This window comes from Pseudomonas sp. PAMC 29040, from assembly GCF_003994535.1.
GTDB classification, from domain to species: Bacteria; Pseudomonadota; Gammaproteobacteria; order Pseudomonadales; family Pseudomonadaceae; genus Aquipseudomonas; species Aquipseudomonas paraversuta.
Window position 1 is genome coordinate 39,377 of record NZ_RZAA01000003.1, and the last position, 17,516, is coordinate 56,892.

Below are 17,516 nucleotides of genomic sequence, written 5' to 3' on the forward strand. Positions count from 1 at the left end.
CATGAATCTGCACAAGGTGCTGAGCATCGGCGGTGTGGTGTATCCGCTTGTCAGCGATGACGTTCGCCTGGAACTACGAACCCCTGGCCGCGCAACACTGACGATTAAGGCCGCGGCGCCGGTGACGGGATTGGTCACGCTCGACATCGGCTACAACGACAGCCTGCTGCAGCGTCACTTTATTGGTTACGTCGAGCGCTGCACCTCGTCCAACGCGATCGAGCAGGTACTGTTTTGTCGCGAGATGGCCGCGATCCTGGCCAACCCGTTGCCGCTCAACCTGCGTCATGCGGATCTGAGCACGGTACTGGCCGAAGTCAACCAGAAGACCGGGCTGAGCTTTCGTGTTCCGGACAAGGCCTACGCCAAGGTAAAAGCCCCGTTCTTTTACAACCTGGCTGCCGGCTACCAGGCCATGGACAGTTTGCCCCGGGTTTTCGGTATCCCCGACTTTATCTGGCAGCAGCAAGGCAATGGCGAAGTGTTTGTGGGCAGTTGGGCCGATAGTTTTTTCGGTACCCGACCGCCCCTGCACCTGCCTGTCTCTCTGTTCAAGGACTACCAAAACAATCAGAGCGCGATGATCGCGGCCCTTCCCGGGTTGCGACCAGGTGCATCCATCAACAAAGGCGAGCGCATCACCCAGGTGACGCTCACCGGCAACCAAATGGCGATCCGATGGAAGACGCAATCCGCCGCAGTGTAGAGCGGCAATTTCCCGAACTCACCGGTGGCTACCACTTGCCACGCTTTGCCCGGGTCGTTGGTGTGGCTGATGCGCCTGCCGGGGCCGGCATCTGCGACGACTTCCGCCCGCGCTTTGCAGTGGACATCGAGCTGCTGGGATCGGATGGCGAGCCAGACCCGGCGTTGCCGGTACTGGCCGGTGTGCCGCTGCCCATGCCGATGGGCGGTGATGAGATGGGCTTTTTCGCCTTCCCCGAAGAGGGGACCCAGGTCGTGGTGTGTTTCGCCTATGGCCTGCCAAACAAGCCGTACATCCAGACGATCCTGCCGCATGGCCTGAGCCTGCCAAAGGTGCCTAAGGGTGACCAGGTGTGGCAGCACAGCGAGAGCGCCCAGCAGCGTGTCGATGCGGACGGTAACTGGCTGCGCCAAACCGAAGGCCGGATCCGTGACAAGTCGATCGATCGCGAGATTGAGAGCTTGACCAATGCTGAGCGTCATCAGAGCAGCACCTTGGAGATTGATGACCACTCGACTGAGTCAGTCGGGGGGATCAAGACCATAGAGGCACTGGGCGCACTCAAGCTGCTGTCGGGCGGATCTGTGAGCGTGGCGGCGCTGGACGACCTGCACCTGGCCAGCGGCCGCGACCTCAACCAGGTCGTGGCTCAAAAACTCAACCTGACCGTGGGCGGCGCGCTGCTGGAGCGCATCAAGGGCGCCCGTAAAAGTGTGGCACCCACCAACTGGATTGGCTCCGAGAGCGTGAACGTGCTGCAGGTGCTGTGCGACGTGATCGACCTGATGATCCAGATGAATAGCGATATTGCAGGCCATCAACACGCCTCAAGTCCCGTACCTACCAACGCGGCGATCTTCGCCGGCCACGCCGGTACCGGCACACAACTTTCTGGGCAGCTCAAGCCCATCACCGGAGCCTAAATTGGAACTCAAGAACTTCTTTGCCCAGGATGACCAGGGCAACAAGCTGCCCGGGGCCAATTGCTATGTGTATGTACGTGGCACCGAAACTCTCGCAGTCGGTGTTGTTAAGGCCAACGGCGTAATACTACAAAGTCCTTTTGCAGCTGACTCGGACGGCCTGGTGCAGTTTGCAGCGCCCAATGGCCTTTATGACCTGCGTATTGCGAGTGGGAAGCGCGATTATCGTATTTCGGTTCAGTTCAACGATGTGACTGACACCCTCGCCATCATTGAGGCTGCCGTTCAGGACGCTACTACTGCCCGCGATGCCGCGCAGTTGCTAGCCGGCATCGTGCCAAGCGTTGAGGCGGGGTTGGCAGCTACTGCCAACACGGCTTACAAATATTTCAGCCTGCAGAGCAGCGACGGTGATTATCTCACCCTGTACCACAACGACAACGGCAACCCTGTGCTTGTCGGGACTTACCCCAGTGCTGGAGCAGTACAGGCGGTTTTGAAGCTGATCGCTCAACAAGACAGCAGTGTGATTCTTGCCATCTTGGATGAGTTCGGATTCGCCTTTGGGGCGATCGATGAGAACGGTTTTTCTCTGCCTGGCCTGCAGGTGGCGCGGCAAACCTCACCTGGTACTCGCTTCCAAGACCGCGACGGCTTCGGTCTTTGGGAGATTGCCCCTGAGCGGACGTCCTTCGGCAGCCTGAGCTGGTGTAGCGTCCCTTACGAGGGGCTCTGGAGCATGGACATCATGGGGTTCGTGCTCGCAGATCTAAGTTCTCCCAGCAAAGATAACCAGCAACCTCTGCCAAACAGCACGGCTTACATGGCGCAGGAGATCTGTGGGGTTGATGGTGTGCCTCTGACCCTGTACGTCGATGGGTTGCTTGAGGTTCGCGATGACAGCGATCACACCCAAGCGACGTTGGCGGCTGATATTCACCCCGTGATTCTGTCGTCGTCTGAGTCGATTCGCTTTACGCCGTCGGAACTCGGCGCTGCAGCCAAGTTGTATACGCGCCCAGTCCGGGGTAATGCATCCACCCGATCGGTGCTGAACCTCACGGTTCGGTCCGCTCCAAACCCACCAGTAGGTCCAGCGCCTGCCCCACGTATCCTTCTGTTTGCAGACAGCATCGGCAATCACCAGGGCCCTATGTTGCTCAATCAGTTCTTAACTGAGTGGGGCTATGCCCCGAGCTTTATTGGCACGTATCCAAGTTCAGAAGCGGAGTCGGATGGCTGGGATCGTTCTGGGTTACTTGGTGAGGCTCGTCAGTCCTGGTCGGGTGATCAATTTACTTATAAAGACACGACGCGTGCTCCGATTGCACCGGGTGCTGAAGCGGCTTATTTGGCAGGTACTAAACCAAATATGTCAGCTTTGAATCCATTTATTAGAGTGGCAACTTCATCCGACAGGGCGGAGTTCGTTAAGAATGGTTATATATTTGATCCGGCGGATTATCAAGCGCGGTTCGGGTTGCAGGCCCCCGATATTATTATTAATGCCTTGGGTACTAATGATATTCGAGATCAAACTGCTCAAACGATTTACAATACAATTTATGAAAACGATATTCTGTTTCATACTCAGTTTAGGGCGGCATGGCCTAACGCAAAAATAATTAGATGTATGCCTGGTGCCGCTCGTAATTCTGGAGCAGCTGCGCGTGATCGCGATGCTTTATGGACGAGTCATTACATTCCATTGATCCGCGCGATCTTGAACGCACGCAGGCAACTAAGTGACCCTGGCATCAGCGTGGCAAGTTCTTGGGCGTTCTACTCACAGGAAGCAGGTTATATGTTGGACTCAGGAGTGGTCGAACCCGTTACCGGTTCTATCCAGACTGAGCTCAGCGACTGGCTCCATCCCCAAGGCAGCACACGGCGTCAGTACTATCAATATCTGGCTGGGCACGTGGCATGTGTCGCAGCAGGCTTAATATAAGTAGGAGTTATTATGAGCGGCACAGCTTTCTTTGTTCAAAATACAAATGGCATCGACAGTGGTATGCACAAGTTTTTCCCGCCTGTTTCGCGCGGGATTGAAGCAATTCATTTTCTCAGTGGGGGAGTGGCGAGGGCAGTACGTAACTATGCGTGGGATAAGCCAGATGCATCCTTAGTAGGTGCCCCAATTGAGACGCCGGACTATTTGACACTAAAGGGACTCACCAACTTTATCCAGACAGAGGTTCCGGATACGGTACTGCAAACGACTTTTCGTGTTGTGCGTACCCGGGACTCTCTGGTGGATGCGGATCACTGCCCGGTTTTCGAAGGTACCTACAGCAGCGGCAGTAACATCGGAGCCATGCTCTACGGTAACGTATCGGGAAACATCAACCAAAACTCGGCACGATACACCGATGCAACTCTCACAACGCTAACACCAGGTGGGACGACTTTGGTGTCAGGCGTTGATATTGACAGAGCTAACTTCGCGTTGATCGTGACCATAGTTGGCGCAAAATTCACAACCGTACGGAATGAAACTAAAGGGACTGTGAAGGTTGGGGCAACCAACGAATTTGGTCGACGTCCTTCAACCTTACCGTTTCGGATTGGTTCGGCGTATGAGGGGAATACTCTCTATAAAGGTACCTGCGATGTCGCGCTCTGGGCTCATCACAGCGTCGAGTTGACGCCTTCGGAGGTTGCGTTGAATGTGGCACGTTACCGTGCCTTTTTGCTCAAGCGGCACGGCATCATGGTGTAAGCGAATTCCCTGGTAAACGAGCCCGCAATGCGGGCTTTTTCTTGCGTGCTATCCAGCCCGCTCAGGCCGTCCCCAGTCACCTTCCTCGGCCTCAAGTTCGCCAGCGACCTCATTGATCAGCCTTTCACCAAACCGGTCTCCGAATTCATCGTGCAACTCGGCATAAAGATCGATCTCAGCATCGTCGTCTATCCAATCGCCCGTTTCACTATCCTGCGTGGATATCAGCTGCATTGGTTGGTAATGATCGCGCACCCACGGCTCCATAACAGCTCTGGCGTGGGCTATCTCGGCTTTAAAATCCTCGTGATCACTCATCCCGCATGACTCCCATCCAAACCCTGACAAAGACGCCAGGGGGATGTATGTAAGGGCGCATCAACCTTTTTCCAAATTTTTACTGACGACCTGCCCTAAAAACCTCAACGGGAAGAAAAAATCTTCGGAAAAAGCACTTATCCCCCTCCCGCCGACGGGCTTCGTGTCCTTTTTTTGTGCAAATTCAGATGTAGTGCAAACGAACCTGCAGCCCAGGCGGGCCGTGGGCCTCTGCAGGCGATCGGCCATTTCACAAAATGCAAAGTTTTGAAGGAAAGTGCAGCGCGGTTGCACGGAGGTGCTCAGGACGGGCGCGGAGGTGGTAGCGGTGAAGTGCCCGGTTTCATTGGGCGAAAACTTTTAAAACGTGGGTTTAGGTGTGTTTTCAAAAACGCGCACGGTCTTTTTCGGGCGGGTATTGGTGGTGTCCGAAGAGAGGTTTAATTCTCTCCAGGCCACGGCGGGCGCTGGCTGTAGCGTATTTGGCTGGTTTCACAGCATGACACAGGAAAGAAGGGCGGGTGAGAGCTTTCTAGGCCTGCGAGAAAGGTCTTTGAAAAGTGAATTTTCAGGAAGGGGTGCAAAACATGGTCAGGAAGGTCAGGTAGGTTGGAGAGTAGCCCTCAGCCCTTACAGGCCGTGGCTTTGAGTACCTGACCGTAAGTCGGTCAGGTAAGGTATTTAAAAAGGTCAGGATAAAAAACCTCCTATAAATCAATGGTTTGGTAGATGAGGTTACAACCTCTCCTGATTGTCCAGAAAATACCCAAGCTGACCAAAAACCGACCAGTGAAAAACAGGCTGAAAGCTATGTGTTTATTGGGTTTTATTGATATAGATAAGAAACCTGACCTTTATTACCTACTTTCAACCACCAACCTGAATTTTCATTTTTACCCCATATAGCCCTGTCTCACACCCAGACCACTCACGGTACGGCTATACCTCATGGGACAGCCATGGGACAAAACTCTCGACCACTACATGGCTGCAGCCCTTATAAACCGGGGGGAGGGTATGTGAAATACGAGATCGGGTGCTTTCGAATCTCTCCTTCACCGCCAAATTTATACCTGAAAGCCCCGTTTAACGGGGCTTTTTTGTGCCTGACTGTTTTTGTTCCCCCATCTGTTCCCCCATTCGGATTTTGGAAAGTTAGCCTCGCCGCCAGGTGACTCTCGATGGGGCGCTTTCTCGTATTAGCAATCAACGCTGGCGTCTGTGTCCAGCTCGTTGAGCTAATCTCTAATGATTTAAGCCCAATAAACATGCGATAAGTGTTCACTGTCGAGTGAATCTAGACTGCGTTGCCCGTTAGATTTTCCCATGGTGTCTCGTCGCAATGACTGAAAGCGCTGCACTTGTTGTGCTGGTGTGCATTGGCGTAGCTACCACTGAATAGGTCTCGGCTAGGTCGGAGCTCTTTCCATGCTGCGAGAGAGTTGTTCATCGAGGAGGCTCATCAGGCTTTTATCCGTCAGCTTTTTTAATGTTTCCGTGTAAAGCTCGGCGCTTACGCTTTTTTGCTCCTCCGAGAGGCTGTCGATTGATAGGTTTGCTGCCCCCATCATGACGGTGCGTTGAGTGAGTTCTTTGATGCATTCCTGGAGTGCTGAATACACGGAGCCTAGCTTCTTTTTTAGTTGCTGCTCCTTGTCTGTGGCCCTCTTGGCGGCATTTTTGGCAACCTTTTTCTGTTGGGTGGCCTGCTCGTACTCATCAGAGAGTAGGCTCTCAAGAAAATTGGTAATGCTGCTTTTGTTCTGCTTCGCCAGCTTGTTCAGTTTTTGTTTCGCCTGTTCTGAGAGCACGAAACTGCAGGCTTTTTTCTTTGCGTTCTTGTCCGCTTTTCTTCGCTGAGCCTGGGTCCAGGCCAGCTTCATTCTCAGTAAGAGCGCAGAGTCTTTTGTCCTTTCTTGACTTAGCCAGGCATCGAAATTGGTGGCTGAGATGGGCGCGCCTTCGTGTGTCTCTCCCTTGGTACGAAGATGCTTCGTAGCCCATTTCAACTGATCCATCTCCTTCATATTGAGCCAGTCACTGCCTGCCATCGTGCTCTCCATAGTATTTTTACCTAGATTTATCTCACTGTACCTTGGCTGAGATACTAAGTGTAATACTCAATAATTACTTAGTAATCAGTGTTTATTAAAACAGGGTGTATTTTCTGTGCCAAAATAAGATGTGGCTTAACAGAATTAGGAAATTAATGTGAGCGAGATGCTGCTTTCAGTGCTGCTCAGTACGGCGAAAGGGATCAGCCCTGAAGCGAAATATGTATTGGTACGCTTGGTTGACTGCGGTTTGGTTGCAGGGCCCATTTGCTCGGGTGTTAAAGAGCTAGCGGGGCGATTTGGAATTTCAGATAGCCAGATGGGCGCAGCACTGAATTCGTTGACCGCTGCTAAGGTCCTGATTCGTCGGGACTTGGTGAGCGGGCAAGGGCGCCCCAAAAGACAATATGAGTTGGCGCCAGGCGACGTTGAGCAGGTTGGTCTGAATGACGTGTCTAAGGTGGTCCATGCCAGAGTAATCCATCACCTTTTAAAGCATGAGAGCAAGGCGCTTCAGTTGTCAGATGTTGCCATGCAGCAAAAGGGGCCGCTCGAAGGCGCCCCCCTTGCTCATGTCCGAGCAAGCCGGAAGCAGGGCCGACTGAGTGTCGTAAATCGTTTGCTGCTTGCAGTGCTGTTATGCCGCGCTGATCGATTTGGTGTGGTGCGGGATTTAGGTCGTGCAGAGCTCTCGCGGTTAACTGGGCTAAGTCAGGAGCGTTTGAAGAACCGCATTCGGACCTTGCTCGATAGTGGTTTGATCCGGGCATACACGCCGGGGGCAACAGGTTCAGTCATCTTCAAAAAGACCAAAAGCGTTTACTACCTCAACCTGCACCATCCAGAGTTGAGCTGCGGGCAGAGCCTGCCGATGTTGTTGGTGTCGGTTACTCAAAACCTGACAAGCGCCAACGAGCGTGATGTAGTGGATGGCATGCTCTGGTCACCGCAGGGGGAGAGAGAGCAGTGTTCCATCGGTGTTCGTAGTTTTTTTAAGAATAGACACGAACAAGAGTTGGCCTGTTTTCTGAGAGGGCGTCTTGATTGGTATGCGGGATACCTGCTTTCTCATCATTGGGGTTTGCTTGGTGACGGTGAGGCAGAGCTTGATCAGTTGATCAAACTCGATTTGCTTGATGCTTCCGATAAAGAATCGTGTCAACCGCTTGTCACCTACTTAATTGAGCGTGTCGAATACATGGCGAGCCGCGCCAGTGCCGGTTGGATTGATGGGAAATTAACACTGATCCCCGGTGTTGATTTCAAAACTCTGGATTTCGTACTTCTCCCCATGCAGAAGACGGCTGGGCTCTATCCTTCACGGGCAATGCTAGCGCTCTCCAAGACGGGGGGCACATGTTCGAAGGCGTTACATATTGTGGGGTTTCAGGATGATGAAGAGGGGAAAGTACAGTGCGTTGCTGACTCGGAGGCGCTCTCCAGAGAAAAGCAGTATCTGTATAGCTTGCTGACTCCTGCCTAGCGGTGAGTTGTGAGGTGTAGGGATAAGTGGCTCTAGCGAAGCGGTAGTAGGGGAGGATCGTAGTTTTTTACCCGTCCTGCCAATCCTCTGAACGAACAGAGGAGCCCCGTTCATGAGGATCGTTCGCCTGAAAGACGTCATCGACTCAACCGGTCTGGGTCGCTCTACCATCTATAAGTACATCGCCGAAGGAGCCTTCCCCAAGCCGGTTTCACTGGGAGAGCGCAGCGTTGGTTGGGTGGAGGAGGAGGTACACGAGTGGATTTTGGCTCGGATCGAAGAGCGCGACACGGCCGAATAATTTGTCGCGTGAAGGGTGTGGAGTAACCGGCATAAGCGCCATGGTCGGATCAACTCCGACCATGGCGCTTATGCCGGATGCTGTGCGGGTCTTTGTGGACGCTTCAGTGACTAATGGCCAGCGTCACAGTGAGTTGATCACTGTTGCTGACAGCGTGAGCCGCAACAGTGTGAGCAGGCTCATGCATGGGAGATGCTTTTTTTCCAGAGTGAAGAGATTATCAAAAAATCAACGTCTCATTGGGATTTCAGTAATGTGCCTTCGCAGCTCTCGGAAGTTGCTTTCTCGGTGCGGGTAATATGCTTTATAGATCCGTACAGATACCCATTCGCTAGGTGCATCCCTCGAAGGCGAGTGCATCTGGGGCAGGAAGGAGACAGGGTTAAAAACTACTCAGTGTGCAGAGGTTATGACCTCCACTCCAAGAGTAGTAATCATGCTTCGTCACCCCGATAACCGAAACCTTCACTTCCATTACGACGACACCTTCGAAGGGCTGCCAGTGATGGTGGAGAAAGGCCCATTCATCCGCGAGTACCTGGCTGATTTAAAGCGAACCATCGATTTGACCTTTGACCAATACTCAAGGGTGCTCGCATTCAGGGTGGACCTACGGCTTCCCTGTGATATTGAACTGGACGATTACATAGATTCCAACGAGGTCATTAGCAGGTTCTTTGCCTCATTCAAATCAAAGGTGAAGCATCACCGCGAAATGGCTTCACGGAGGTACCAGCACGCTCATAGCTGCAAAGTTCGGTATGTCTGGGCACGAGAGCAAGGGTGGCGTGGAAGGCCGCACTACCATCTGCTGATCTTGCTGAACCGAGATGCCTTTTACACAGTAGGCAAAATCGCCTCAGACCGAGCCAACATGTTCAGCCGCCTGAACGAGGCGTGGGCGAGCGCGCTGGGGATTCCCGCCGATCTAGTTGTAGGACAGGTAGAAATTCCAGATAACGCGACCTACCGAGTAGCTAGGGGAAAATCTGCGAGAGGATTTGGTGACGATGAGCTTGGTTCGCTTTTCAGAAGGGCTAGCTACCTCTGCAAATCGGCTACCAAGGTCTACGGAGGCAGTCAGCATGGGTTTGGTTGCAGTAGGGGGTGACGCTTTGGGTTCCCGACGCCGACGCAGAGCTGTCTGATTGGCTGTTAACAACAGCCAATCGACTGCTTTTCTCCCGCCCCACAGCATTTAGTTACCTGCCCACACCTTGCTTGGTAAACTCCCGGAATTTGGCGTGAACAAGACGCCGCCGCAGTCAAAAGGAATTTCCATGTCCGCCCTTGCCAGCCTGCTCGATAGTTATCGCAATGCTTCTGTAACAGAGCGCGAGAAAGGCACCTATTTCGAAGAGTTGATCTGCACTTACCTGCGAAACGAAGCCAAGTACCGTGATTTGTACGAGCAGGTTTGGACTTATTCGGATTGGGCAAAGGAGCACGGTGGGGACGGTCGTGACACAGGTATCGACTTGGTTGCCAGAACTCAGGGGACCAAAGAGTTTCACGCCATCCAATGCAAGCTGTACGCAACGAACTACCGCGTGCAGAAAGGCGATCTAGACAGTTTTTTCACCGCATCCGGCCAGAAACCATTCACTCACAGCATCATCGTGACTACCACGAACAATTGGTCTGAGCATGCAGACAATGCTTTGTTAAATCGTCATCAGACAATTAACAAAATTGACCTGCAAGCCTTGGAAGACAGCCAGATCGATTGGGCCAAATACAAACCCAATCAGGTGGCGGTCCTCAAGGCCAAGAAGTCCCTTCGCGATCATCAAAAGCGCGCTCTGTCATCTGTTGCTATCGGCTTGCAAGACGCAGACCGAGGCAAGCTGATCATGGCGTGCGGCACGGGTAAAACCTTTACCAGTCTCAAAATCGCCGAGCAATTAGCTGGCGCGGGCAAGCGCGTACTTTTTCTGGTACCTAGCCTGTCCCTTCTGTCGCAAACCTTGACTGAGTGGACGCAGGAAAGTGAAGTACCTCTCCACAGTTTTGCTGTGTGCTCTGACAGCGACGTAGGTAAGAAGCGCAAAAAAGACGATGACGTCGTACAAACTTTTGCTCACGAGCTACGCTACCCGGCCACTACAAATCCAGCGCGTCTAGCGGCAGAGATGCTCAAGCGTCACGACGATCAGCACATGAGCGTTGTGTTCAGCACCTATCACTCCATTGCCGTCATTAGCGACGCACAGCACCAGTACGGTCTGGCAGATTTCGACCTGATCGTCTGCGACGAAGCCCACCGGACCACCGGGGCCACCTTCGATGATGACGAGAGCGCATTCGTTAAAGTCCACAACGCCGACTTCATACGCAGTTCCAAGCGCCTCTACATGACCGCCACGCCTCGTATCTATGGCGAGTTGGCGAAGGCCAGCGCTGAAAAAGATAACGTAGCTCTGTGCTCCATGGATGACGTGAGCCTGTACGGAAAAGAGTTGTTCGTCATCACCTTCAGCGAGGCGGTTAAGGCGGAGCTGTTGGTAGATTACAAGGTGCTGGTGCTGGCCATGGATGAAAAGCACATCAGCAGCCGCCTGCAAAAACTGCTGGCCGATGATGACAACCAAATCAAGCTGGAAGACGCAGCCAAAATAGTTGGCTGCTGGAAGGCTCTGAGCAAACAAGACACCCGCGAAGATCTTGTCGACGATGGCGACCCGATGCACCGTGCAGTGGCCTTCTGCCAGGTGATCGAGTACCAAAAATTCGCCAAGACGCACAAGGTCAGCTCCAAAAATATCGCCAACATGTTTAAGCAGGTGGTTGAAGAGTACAAAGCCAGCAACCCGGACAACGATGACGTCGCCGCAACTCTTATCTGCGAAGCCTCCCATGTGGACGGAGGTATGACTGCGGGGCAGAAGGAAGACGAGCTCAATTGGCTGAAGGCTGAGGTGCCCGATAACACCTGTCGCATCCTAAGCAATGTTCGCTGTCTGTCCGAAGGTGTAGACGTGCCTGCGCTAGACGCAGTGCTGTTCCTCACGCCGCGCAATTCACAAGTGGACGTTGTGCAATCGGTTGGCCGTGTCATGCGTAAAGCAGAAGGCAAGAAGCGGGGTTACGTGATTCTGCCGGTAGTCATTCCTGCTGGCGTGGCACCTGAGGAAGCGTTAAACGACAACAAGACCTACAAGGTCGTCTGGCAAGTGCTGCAAGCCTTGCGCTCACACGACGACCGCTTCGACGCAATGGTCAACAAACTCGACTTGATTGGCAGTGATCCAGCCAAAATGGAAGTCATCGCCGTTACCGAAAAAATCAACAAAAAAATAGACCGAGGTAACTCCGGCCAAGACAACGGCAAAAACACCTATGGCATTGGCGAGGCGCGTGGCACATATGACCACGGGCCGAAGCCTGAACAATTTGGCTTGGAGTTTGAGATTGGAGAAATCGAGCGCGCCATCTATGCCAAGGTGGTACAGAAGTGTGGCAATCGCAGCCACTGGGAGGACTGGGCCAATGACATTGCCAAGATTGCCCGCACCCACATCACGCGCATCACCAGCATCATCGAAGACGAAGCCAACGTAAGAGAGCGCGAAGCGTTCTTTAGTTTTGCCGGTGAGCTACGCGACGATTTGAACGACAGCATTGGTGATAACGAAGTCATCGAAATGCTCGCCCAGCACCTGATCACGAAGCCGGTGTTTGACGCACTATTCGAAGATTACAGTTTCGCTAGCAACAACCCCATGTCCTGCGCCATGCAAAACGTCTTGGACGTGCTGCAAGAGCACCGTCTGGACAAGGAGGCGGACACACTCCAACGCTTCTACGACAGCGTGAAAATGCGTGCCGATGGCATCGAAAACGCCGAAGGCAAACAGAAAATTATCGTTGAGCTGTACGACAAGTTTTTCCGTAATGCCTTCCCTCGTATGACTGAGCGGTTGGGTATCGTTTACACCCCAGTGGAAGTGGTTGATTTCATCATCCACAGCGTAAACGATATCCTCCAAAGTGAGTTCGGCCAAACCCTCGGCAGCGACGGTGTGCACATCATTGATCCCTTCACCGGCACTGGTACGTTCGTTACCCGTCTGCTGCAAAGTGGCCTGATCAGCAAAGAACAGCTACAGAGAAAATACCAAGGCCAAATACACGCCAACGAAATCGTGTTGCTGGCCTATTACATTGCCGCAATCAATATCGAGGCCGTGTATCACAGCATTGTCGGTGGTGCGTATCAGCCCTTCGAAGGCATCTGCCTAACCGACACCTTCCAGCTCTATGAAAAAGACGATCTGGTTAGTGAGTTGCTAGTGGACAACAGCGCACGTCGTACTCGCCAAAAAGCCTTGGATATACGTGTGATCATTGGCAACCCACCGTATTCATCGGGGCAAAATAGTGCTAATGACAACAACGCCAATGTGGCCTATCCACTGCTCGACAGCCGGATACGTGACACCTATGCAGACAGATCAAGCCTCACGATGGTTAGATCGCTATACGACTCCTATATTCGCGCCATCCGCTGGGCCTCTGATCGAATTGGTGACAGCGGCGTGATTGGCTTTGTTACAAACGCAGGCTTTACCGACTCTAACTCGGCAGACGGGTTACGTAAGTGTTTGGCGGATGAGTTCAGCAGTATCTATGTGTTCCATTTGCGCGGTAATCAGCGCACCTCGGGCGAGTTGTCGCGCAAGGAAGGCGGTAAGATATTTGGTAGCGGCAGCCGCGCCCCGATTGCCATTTCGCTTTTGGTCAAGAATCCCGCCGCCCAGAAACACGGGCAGATTCACTGGCACGATATTGGCGACTATCTAAGTCAGGCCGAGAAACTGGAGAGGATTAGCGCCTTTGCCAGCATTGCCGGGATCACCGCCGCAAATGCTTGGCAGCCCATAACCGCTGACGAACATGGCGACTGGGTTGACCAGCGTGATGACAGCTTTAGTAAGTTTATTGTGCTGGGCAATAAAAAAAGTACAGAGCTGAGCCTGTTTGAAGATTACTCAAATGGAGTTAAAACAAATCGGGATTCTTGGATTTATAATTGTTCAAAAAGTAATTTAGCAAGCAACCTGTCGAAGATGGCCGCCTTTTATAATTCGGAACGTTCCAGATACAACGTCAAGATAAAGGGCGACAAAAAAATAAAAATTGATGATTTTATAGCGTTTGATAGGACGCAGATAAGCTGGGCAGATGATCTAAAAAAGCATTTGAAAAATGATGTTGAGCTAACTTTTAATCCTGAGAGTCTGTTGGTTGGTCTATATCGGCCATTCACTAAGCAGTGGTTTTATTATGATCGGCTTTTCCTTTGGAGTCTTTATCGGATGCCGCGGATATTTAAAGGTGAGGAAGCAAGAAATCGTGTCATTTGCGTTTCTGGAGTTGGGGATAAAGTAGCATTTAGTACTTTAATATCGGATGTAGTGCCCAGCTTGCATATGGTGGACATTGATGGCTCTCAATGTTTCCCGCTCTACCTGTATGACAGCCCCGAAGATCAAGCGAAGGCCAACAGGATGACGGCTGGCTTGTTTGACGAGCCGGCACCGTCCAGCGCTAGCAATCGCCGCGATGCCATCACCGATGAAGGCCTTGCGCACTTCAGCGCCGCCTATCCAGGCGAAGTCATCAGCAAAGAAGACCTGTTTTATTATGTCTACGGTTTGCTGCATTCGCCGGAGTACCGGGACAAGTACGCCGATAACCTCAGCAAAGAATTGCCGCGCATACCTGCGGTAAAGGCTGCTACGGATTTCTGGGTCTACTCCAAGGCTGGCCGGGCACTGGCCGAACTGCACATTGATTATGAAACAGTGGCAATGTACCCAGCTAAGGTACAGAGCAGTGCTAGTAACGATAGCGATTACCGCGTGACGAAGATGAAGTACGGTAAAAAAGGTAAGGACAAAGACCTCAGTACTTTGCATTACAATGCAAAAATCACCGTAACCGGCATCCCGCTGCAAGCCTACGACTACATCGTTAACGGCAAGCCTGCGCTTGATTGGGTTGTCGAGCGACAGTGCGTCAATACCCACAAGGACAGCGGTATTACTAACGACGCCAATGACTGGGCAGTCGAGACCATGAGCAATCCTAAATACCCATTGGAACTGTTTTTGCGTGTGGTTACTGTGAGTTTGGAAACCATGAGAATTGTAGAAGCTTTGCCCCCGTTGGATATTTAAATATATCAGCTTCTTAAGTGGCTTGTTTTCTAGCAAGAGAAAGCAAGCCAGTTTATTTGACGTTATTCAGAATGGCGCTTACAGAACATGGTTTATGGCGTTAATATGTCATGGAGGAAAAATGTCTCAGTCAGTTGAGAGAACGATCCAGGTATTGGAAGAGCTAAGCCGCTGTGAACCGCGAAAAATACAGCGAACGGGTTTAGAGAGAAAGGCGCAATGGGTAGCAAACTGGTGTCTTGTCTGTTCTTTCGTTTTTCTTGTTATTAGCGGAGGGTTTGTCTTTTTTTATGATGTTAGACCGCCTTCTGTATATGCGCAGGTATTTGTATTGCTGATGAGCTCTATCTCAATGCTGTTGGCTATTACAACCTTGATTGCGCCAATGGTAGCCTCTCTGTTACTTGCTTTTCGGTGGAAAAAATTAGCATTCGAAGGATTGTGTGATGATATTCGTCATGAGCAGGCGATGGCTGATCGCTTAGCTAGTTATGAAGCTGCCGCTCTCAAAGATGCGCATTTTTGGTTGAGCCGAAAAGTTCGGCGTATAAGTGAGCGGACAGGGCGTTTTTTTGGCGAGAAGACTGCCGCAATAGGTCTATTGGCTACTGTGTATTCATTTACTGCTGAGTTCGGTGGTTTCGAATGGGTTTCCCGAACTATGAGTGCAGGTCTTCAGGCTGGTAACGTAGGCAATACTATATTGTTAGGTGTAGGTGCGTTCTTGTTTGGCATGTCTATTGGATCTATCCTGATGGGGTATGTTGCCTCCCGTTATCGGTATCAGATTGAAATAATTGAGTTGGTTGATAGGTAGCGTTGAAGGGAAGCTGCTTTGTCAGCTTGTAGTGCCGTGCCTGTCGTATAGTGATTTTTGAGCGTTTTATATTTTGTGCGCACGAGCCTTCCACCCTCATTTAGAGGGTGGAAGGCTCGTGAGTATGCTAAGTGCTATTTCTTATAATTTATAATCAGCGTTTTTGGGTATATTTTTGCTATTTCATAGTCAGGGTTATAGGTTGCGAGATTGTGGGCTGCAATCGTTAAGCCGGCTGCAACTCCACCCACTATTGTAAACGCGCTGATTCCTAGGGCAGTGATGCGTCCAGCGGTATACACTCTGCATGTAAATCCTTGGGACTCAATTAACTTCTCTATAGTTTCTACTGTGTCGCTAAAGAAGTCGGAGTCGATTTCTTTTATGGTGAAAGACTTCTTTTCTGAGACCATTGAGGAAATATCCTCATTCGATATTCCGCTGGCGGAATAAACACTGATGTCCATGTTGATTTCCAATCGCTAGTGATATTCTCAAGTTTTAAAATAAGTCTTTGTTGAGGCCCAAGAGCATCATGTTCTTATCGTAGCAAAGTGGTACTGAATCGCAGTTGCCACCTTTTTTCTTTACTTTCTTTTTATCCACCAGTGGAAGATATTTAGGTAAATCCTGATCTTCAATGTCTTGCCCATTGATCGAGCAGTTAAAGACCGCTGTTGCCATGCATACAACGTCCATTTTGCTTATATCCGCCGAGCGCGATGATGTTTCCTTCTCGGACTGCGCTTTGTACTGTCGTCCTCCATATCCAGGACCAGTACCCTCTTTATAAGCCACTACACCGCCTGACGTATCCGTGCCCAAGTACCATCCAGTAGTAACGCCGTAGAGTCCGGCGGGTGCATTTCCCATAAACTCGCCTTGATGTGCGCATGTTCCTGCGCTATCGCAACTGGTAAGTCGAAATCCGGGAACAGCTTTAATTAAGCGATTTCCATTTTGATCCACGTAAGGTCGATTCACCGATTGGTAGACGGAGTTTGGAAGAGAGCAGTTAATATGTTTGATCGATAATATAGGAGCAGGGGTCGGTGTCTTATCGCACACGCGAACGTCCACATCCGCAGTGGCTGTGATGGCTACACCTGCCTGTAAAACTACTATTAGCATTGCGTTAATTAGTGAGGTTTTAATGTTCATTTTAATGCTCGGTTCTCTGATTGGGGGTTGGGTTTGCATGGCGCCCAAAAACTACGCTTTAGGGCAGTGTCCAGAGTGGTAGCGCCGACGATTTGCTGTTCGGCGGTGCAGCGTGGGGGCTGTGGAACACGGTTTTCTTCTGCGAGGCTGGGCTGTCATGCACGGTGAGCTCCTTGTTTCGGCATAAATAGCTTGATGTAGGCGCATTATGTCGAGTATCGACATGTAGCGCTATTCCTGTCCAGGGGGCAATGCCCAACCATTCCGCTCCAATTGGAGGGCGGTATGTCGGGCACTGAAGAAAGACAATTGGCAGTGGTCGTGGGGCGGGCCATTGCCAAGCAACGCAAACGCTGCGGCTTAACTCAAAATGAGGTCGCGGAAAAATTGGGGGTTAGTTTTGACGTTGTGTCGCGTACTGAACGCGGTATCGTCATGCCTGGCATCGCACGGTTGATGCAGCTCGCCGCGATTTTTGACTGCGAGACAGCGGAGTTGCTGACCGAAACCAGTACCCGCTCTACGGATCAGGCCAGTCGCATGGCTGATTTGATCAGTGATCTCAACCACACTGAACGGTTGCTTATCATGAGCATGGTTGAGCAGTTGGTTGCGTACATGAAGCAGAAGTAGCTTGATTAAGATCAGGATTGGGCACTTGCAGTTAATTCGATCCCCGCTTCTGTCGTGACTAGCTCGAATAACAGACCCGCCAGCAGCACTGCAATCAGGATTGGCCAAGAGCGAGCCATGAGAACAGCTAGCGCTACTGCTAACAGGCAGCTGGCCAGAATGCCGAAAAACATGAAAAGCAGACCGACAAAGCGTATGAAATTCATCGTATTTTCC

Annotated in this window: 15 protein-coding genes; 10 read left to right on the plus strand and 5 right to left on the minus strand. The window is 51.5% G+C overall.

All coding sequences use genetic code 11. The features are described 5' to 3' along the window. The first annotated feature begins 1 nt into the window (after position 1). The 4 genes from WG29040_RS05595 to WG29040_RS05610 are packed head-to-tail and all read left to right on the plus strand — an operon-like array spanning position 2 to position 4,351. Complete coding sequence (locus WG29040_RS05595; protein ID WP_127195806.1) at positions 2–706, plus strand: hypothetical protein; 705 nt, start codon at positions 2–4, stop codon at positions 704–706. Next, a complete protein-coding gene (locus WG29040_RS05600; RefSeq protein ID WP_127195807.1) occupies positions 679–1,629 on the plus strand; it encodes a phage baseplate assembly protein V in 951 nt (316 codons plus the stop codon). The genes WG29040_RS05595 and WG29040_RS05600 overlap by 28 nt, the downstream gene beginning before the upstream one ends. A gap of 1 nt (position 1,630) precedes the next feature. After that, positions 1,631–3,580, plus strand: coding sequence for an SGNH/GDSL hydrolase family protein (locus tag WG29040_RS05605; RefSeq protein ID WP_127195808.1), 1,950 nt, complete (start codon positions 1,631–1,633; stop codon positions 3,578–3,580). 12 nt (positions 3,581–3,592) lie between these two features. Then, complete coding sequence (locus tag WG29040_RS05610) at positions 3,593–4,351, plus strand: hypothetical protein (RefSeq protein ID WP_127195809.1); 759 nt, start codon at positions 3,593–3,595, stop codon at positions 4,349–4,351. 48 nt (positions 4,352–4,399) lie between these two features. On the opposite strand, the gene WG29040_RS05615 is transcribed toward WG29040_RS05610, so the two are convergent. Together WG29040_RS05615 and WG29040_RS05620 are read right to left on the minus strand one after the other, a co-directional pair. Beyond that, the gene (locus WG29040_RS05615; RefSeq protein ID WP_127195810.1) at positions 4,400–4,669 is read right to left on the minus strand and encodes a hypothetical protein; all 270 of its coding nucleotides are present in this window, start codon (positions 4,667–4,669) and stop codon (positions 4,400–4,402) included. Between the two features lie 1,409 nt (positions 4,670–6,078). Next, on the minus strand, positions 6,079–6,720 hold the full coding sequence (locus tag WG29040_RS05620) for a hypothetical protein (protein ID WP_127195811.1): 642 nt from the start codon (positions 6,718–6,720) through the stop codon (positions 6,079–6,081). Between the two features lie 160 nt (positions 6,721–6,880). Between WG29040_RS05620 and WG29040_RS05625 the strand changes: the two genes are divergently transcribed. From WG29040_RS05625 to WG29040_RS05645, 5 genes are all read left to right on the plus strand, one after another. After that, on the plus strand, positions 6,881–8,206 hold the full coding sequence (locus tag WG29040_RS05625) for an Lrp/AsnC family transcriptional regulator (RefSeq protein ID WP_127195812.1): 1,326 nt from the start codon (positions 6,881–6,883) through the stop codon (positions 8,204–8,206). A gap of 112 nt (positions 8,207–8,318) precedes the next feature. Continuing rightward, entirely contained in the window at positions 8,319–8,507 is a 189-nt protein-coding gene (locus tag WG29040_RS05630; RefSeq protein WP_127195813.1) for an AlpA family transcriptional regulator, read from the plus strand. Between the two features lie 436 nt (positions 8,508–8,943). Beyond that, on the plus strand, positions 8,944–9,618 hold the full coding sequence (locus WG29040_RS05635) for an inovirus Gp2 family protein (RefSeq protein WP_127195814.1): 675 nt from the start codon (positions 8,944–8,946) through the stop codon (positions 9,616–9,618). Positions 9,619–9,787: 169 nt separating this feature from the next. Next, a complete protein-coding gene (locus WG29040_RS05640; protein ID WP_127195950.1) occupies positions 9,788–14,689 on the plus strand; it encodes a type ISP restriction/modification enzyme in 4,902 nt (1,633 codons plus the stop codon). A 121-nt stretch (positions 14,690–14,810) separates the two neighbouring features. Beyond that, entirely contained in the window at positions 14,811–15,506 is a 696-nt protein-coding gene (locus tag WG29040_RS05645; protein ID WP_127195815.1) for a hypothetical protein, read from the plus strand. 134 nt (positions 15,507–15,640) lie between these two features. On the opposite strand, the gene WG29040_RS05650 is transcribed toward WG29040_RS05645, so the two are convergent. Together WG29040_RS05650 and WG29040_RS05655 are read right to left on the minus strand one after the other, a co-directional pair. Beyond that, complete coding sequence (locus WG29040_RS05650; protein WP_127195816.1) at positions 15,641–15,973, minus strand: hypothetical protein; 333 nt, start codon at positions 15,971–15,973, stop codon at positions 15,641–15,643. 34 nt (positions 15,974–16,007) lie between these two features. Continuing rightward, positions 16,008–16,667, minus strand: coding sequence for a hypothetical protein (locus WG29040_RS05655; RefSeq protein ID WP_127195817.1), 660 nt, complete (start codon positions 16,665–16,667; stop codon positions 16,008–16,010). Positions 16,668–16,952: 285 nt separating this feature from the next. Here WG29040_RS05655 and WG29040_RS05660 point away from each other — a divergent pair, with 285 nt between their 5' ends. After that, the gene (locus WG29040_RS05660) at positions 16,953–17,300 is read left to right on the plus strand and encodes a helix-turn-helix domain-containing protein (RefSeq protein ID WP_127195818.1); all 348 of its coding nucleotides are present in this window, start codon (positions 16,953–16,955) and stop codon (positions 17,298–17,300) included. Between the two features lie 11 nt (positions 17,301–17,311). On the opposite strand, the gene WG29040_RS05665 is transcribed toward WG29040_RS05660, so the two are convergent. Next, complete coding sequence (locus tag WG29040_RS05665; RefSeq protein WP_127195819.1) at positions 17,312–17,506, minus strand: hypothetical protein; 195 nt, start codon at positions 17,504–17,506, stop codon at positions 17,312–17,314. Positions 17,507–17,516: the final 10 nt, after the last annotated feature.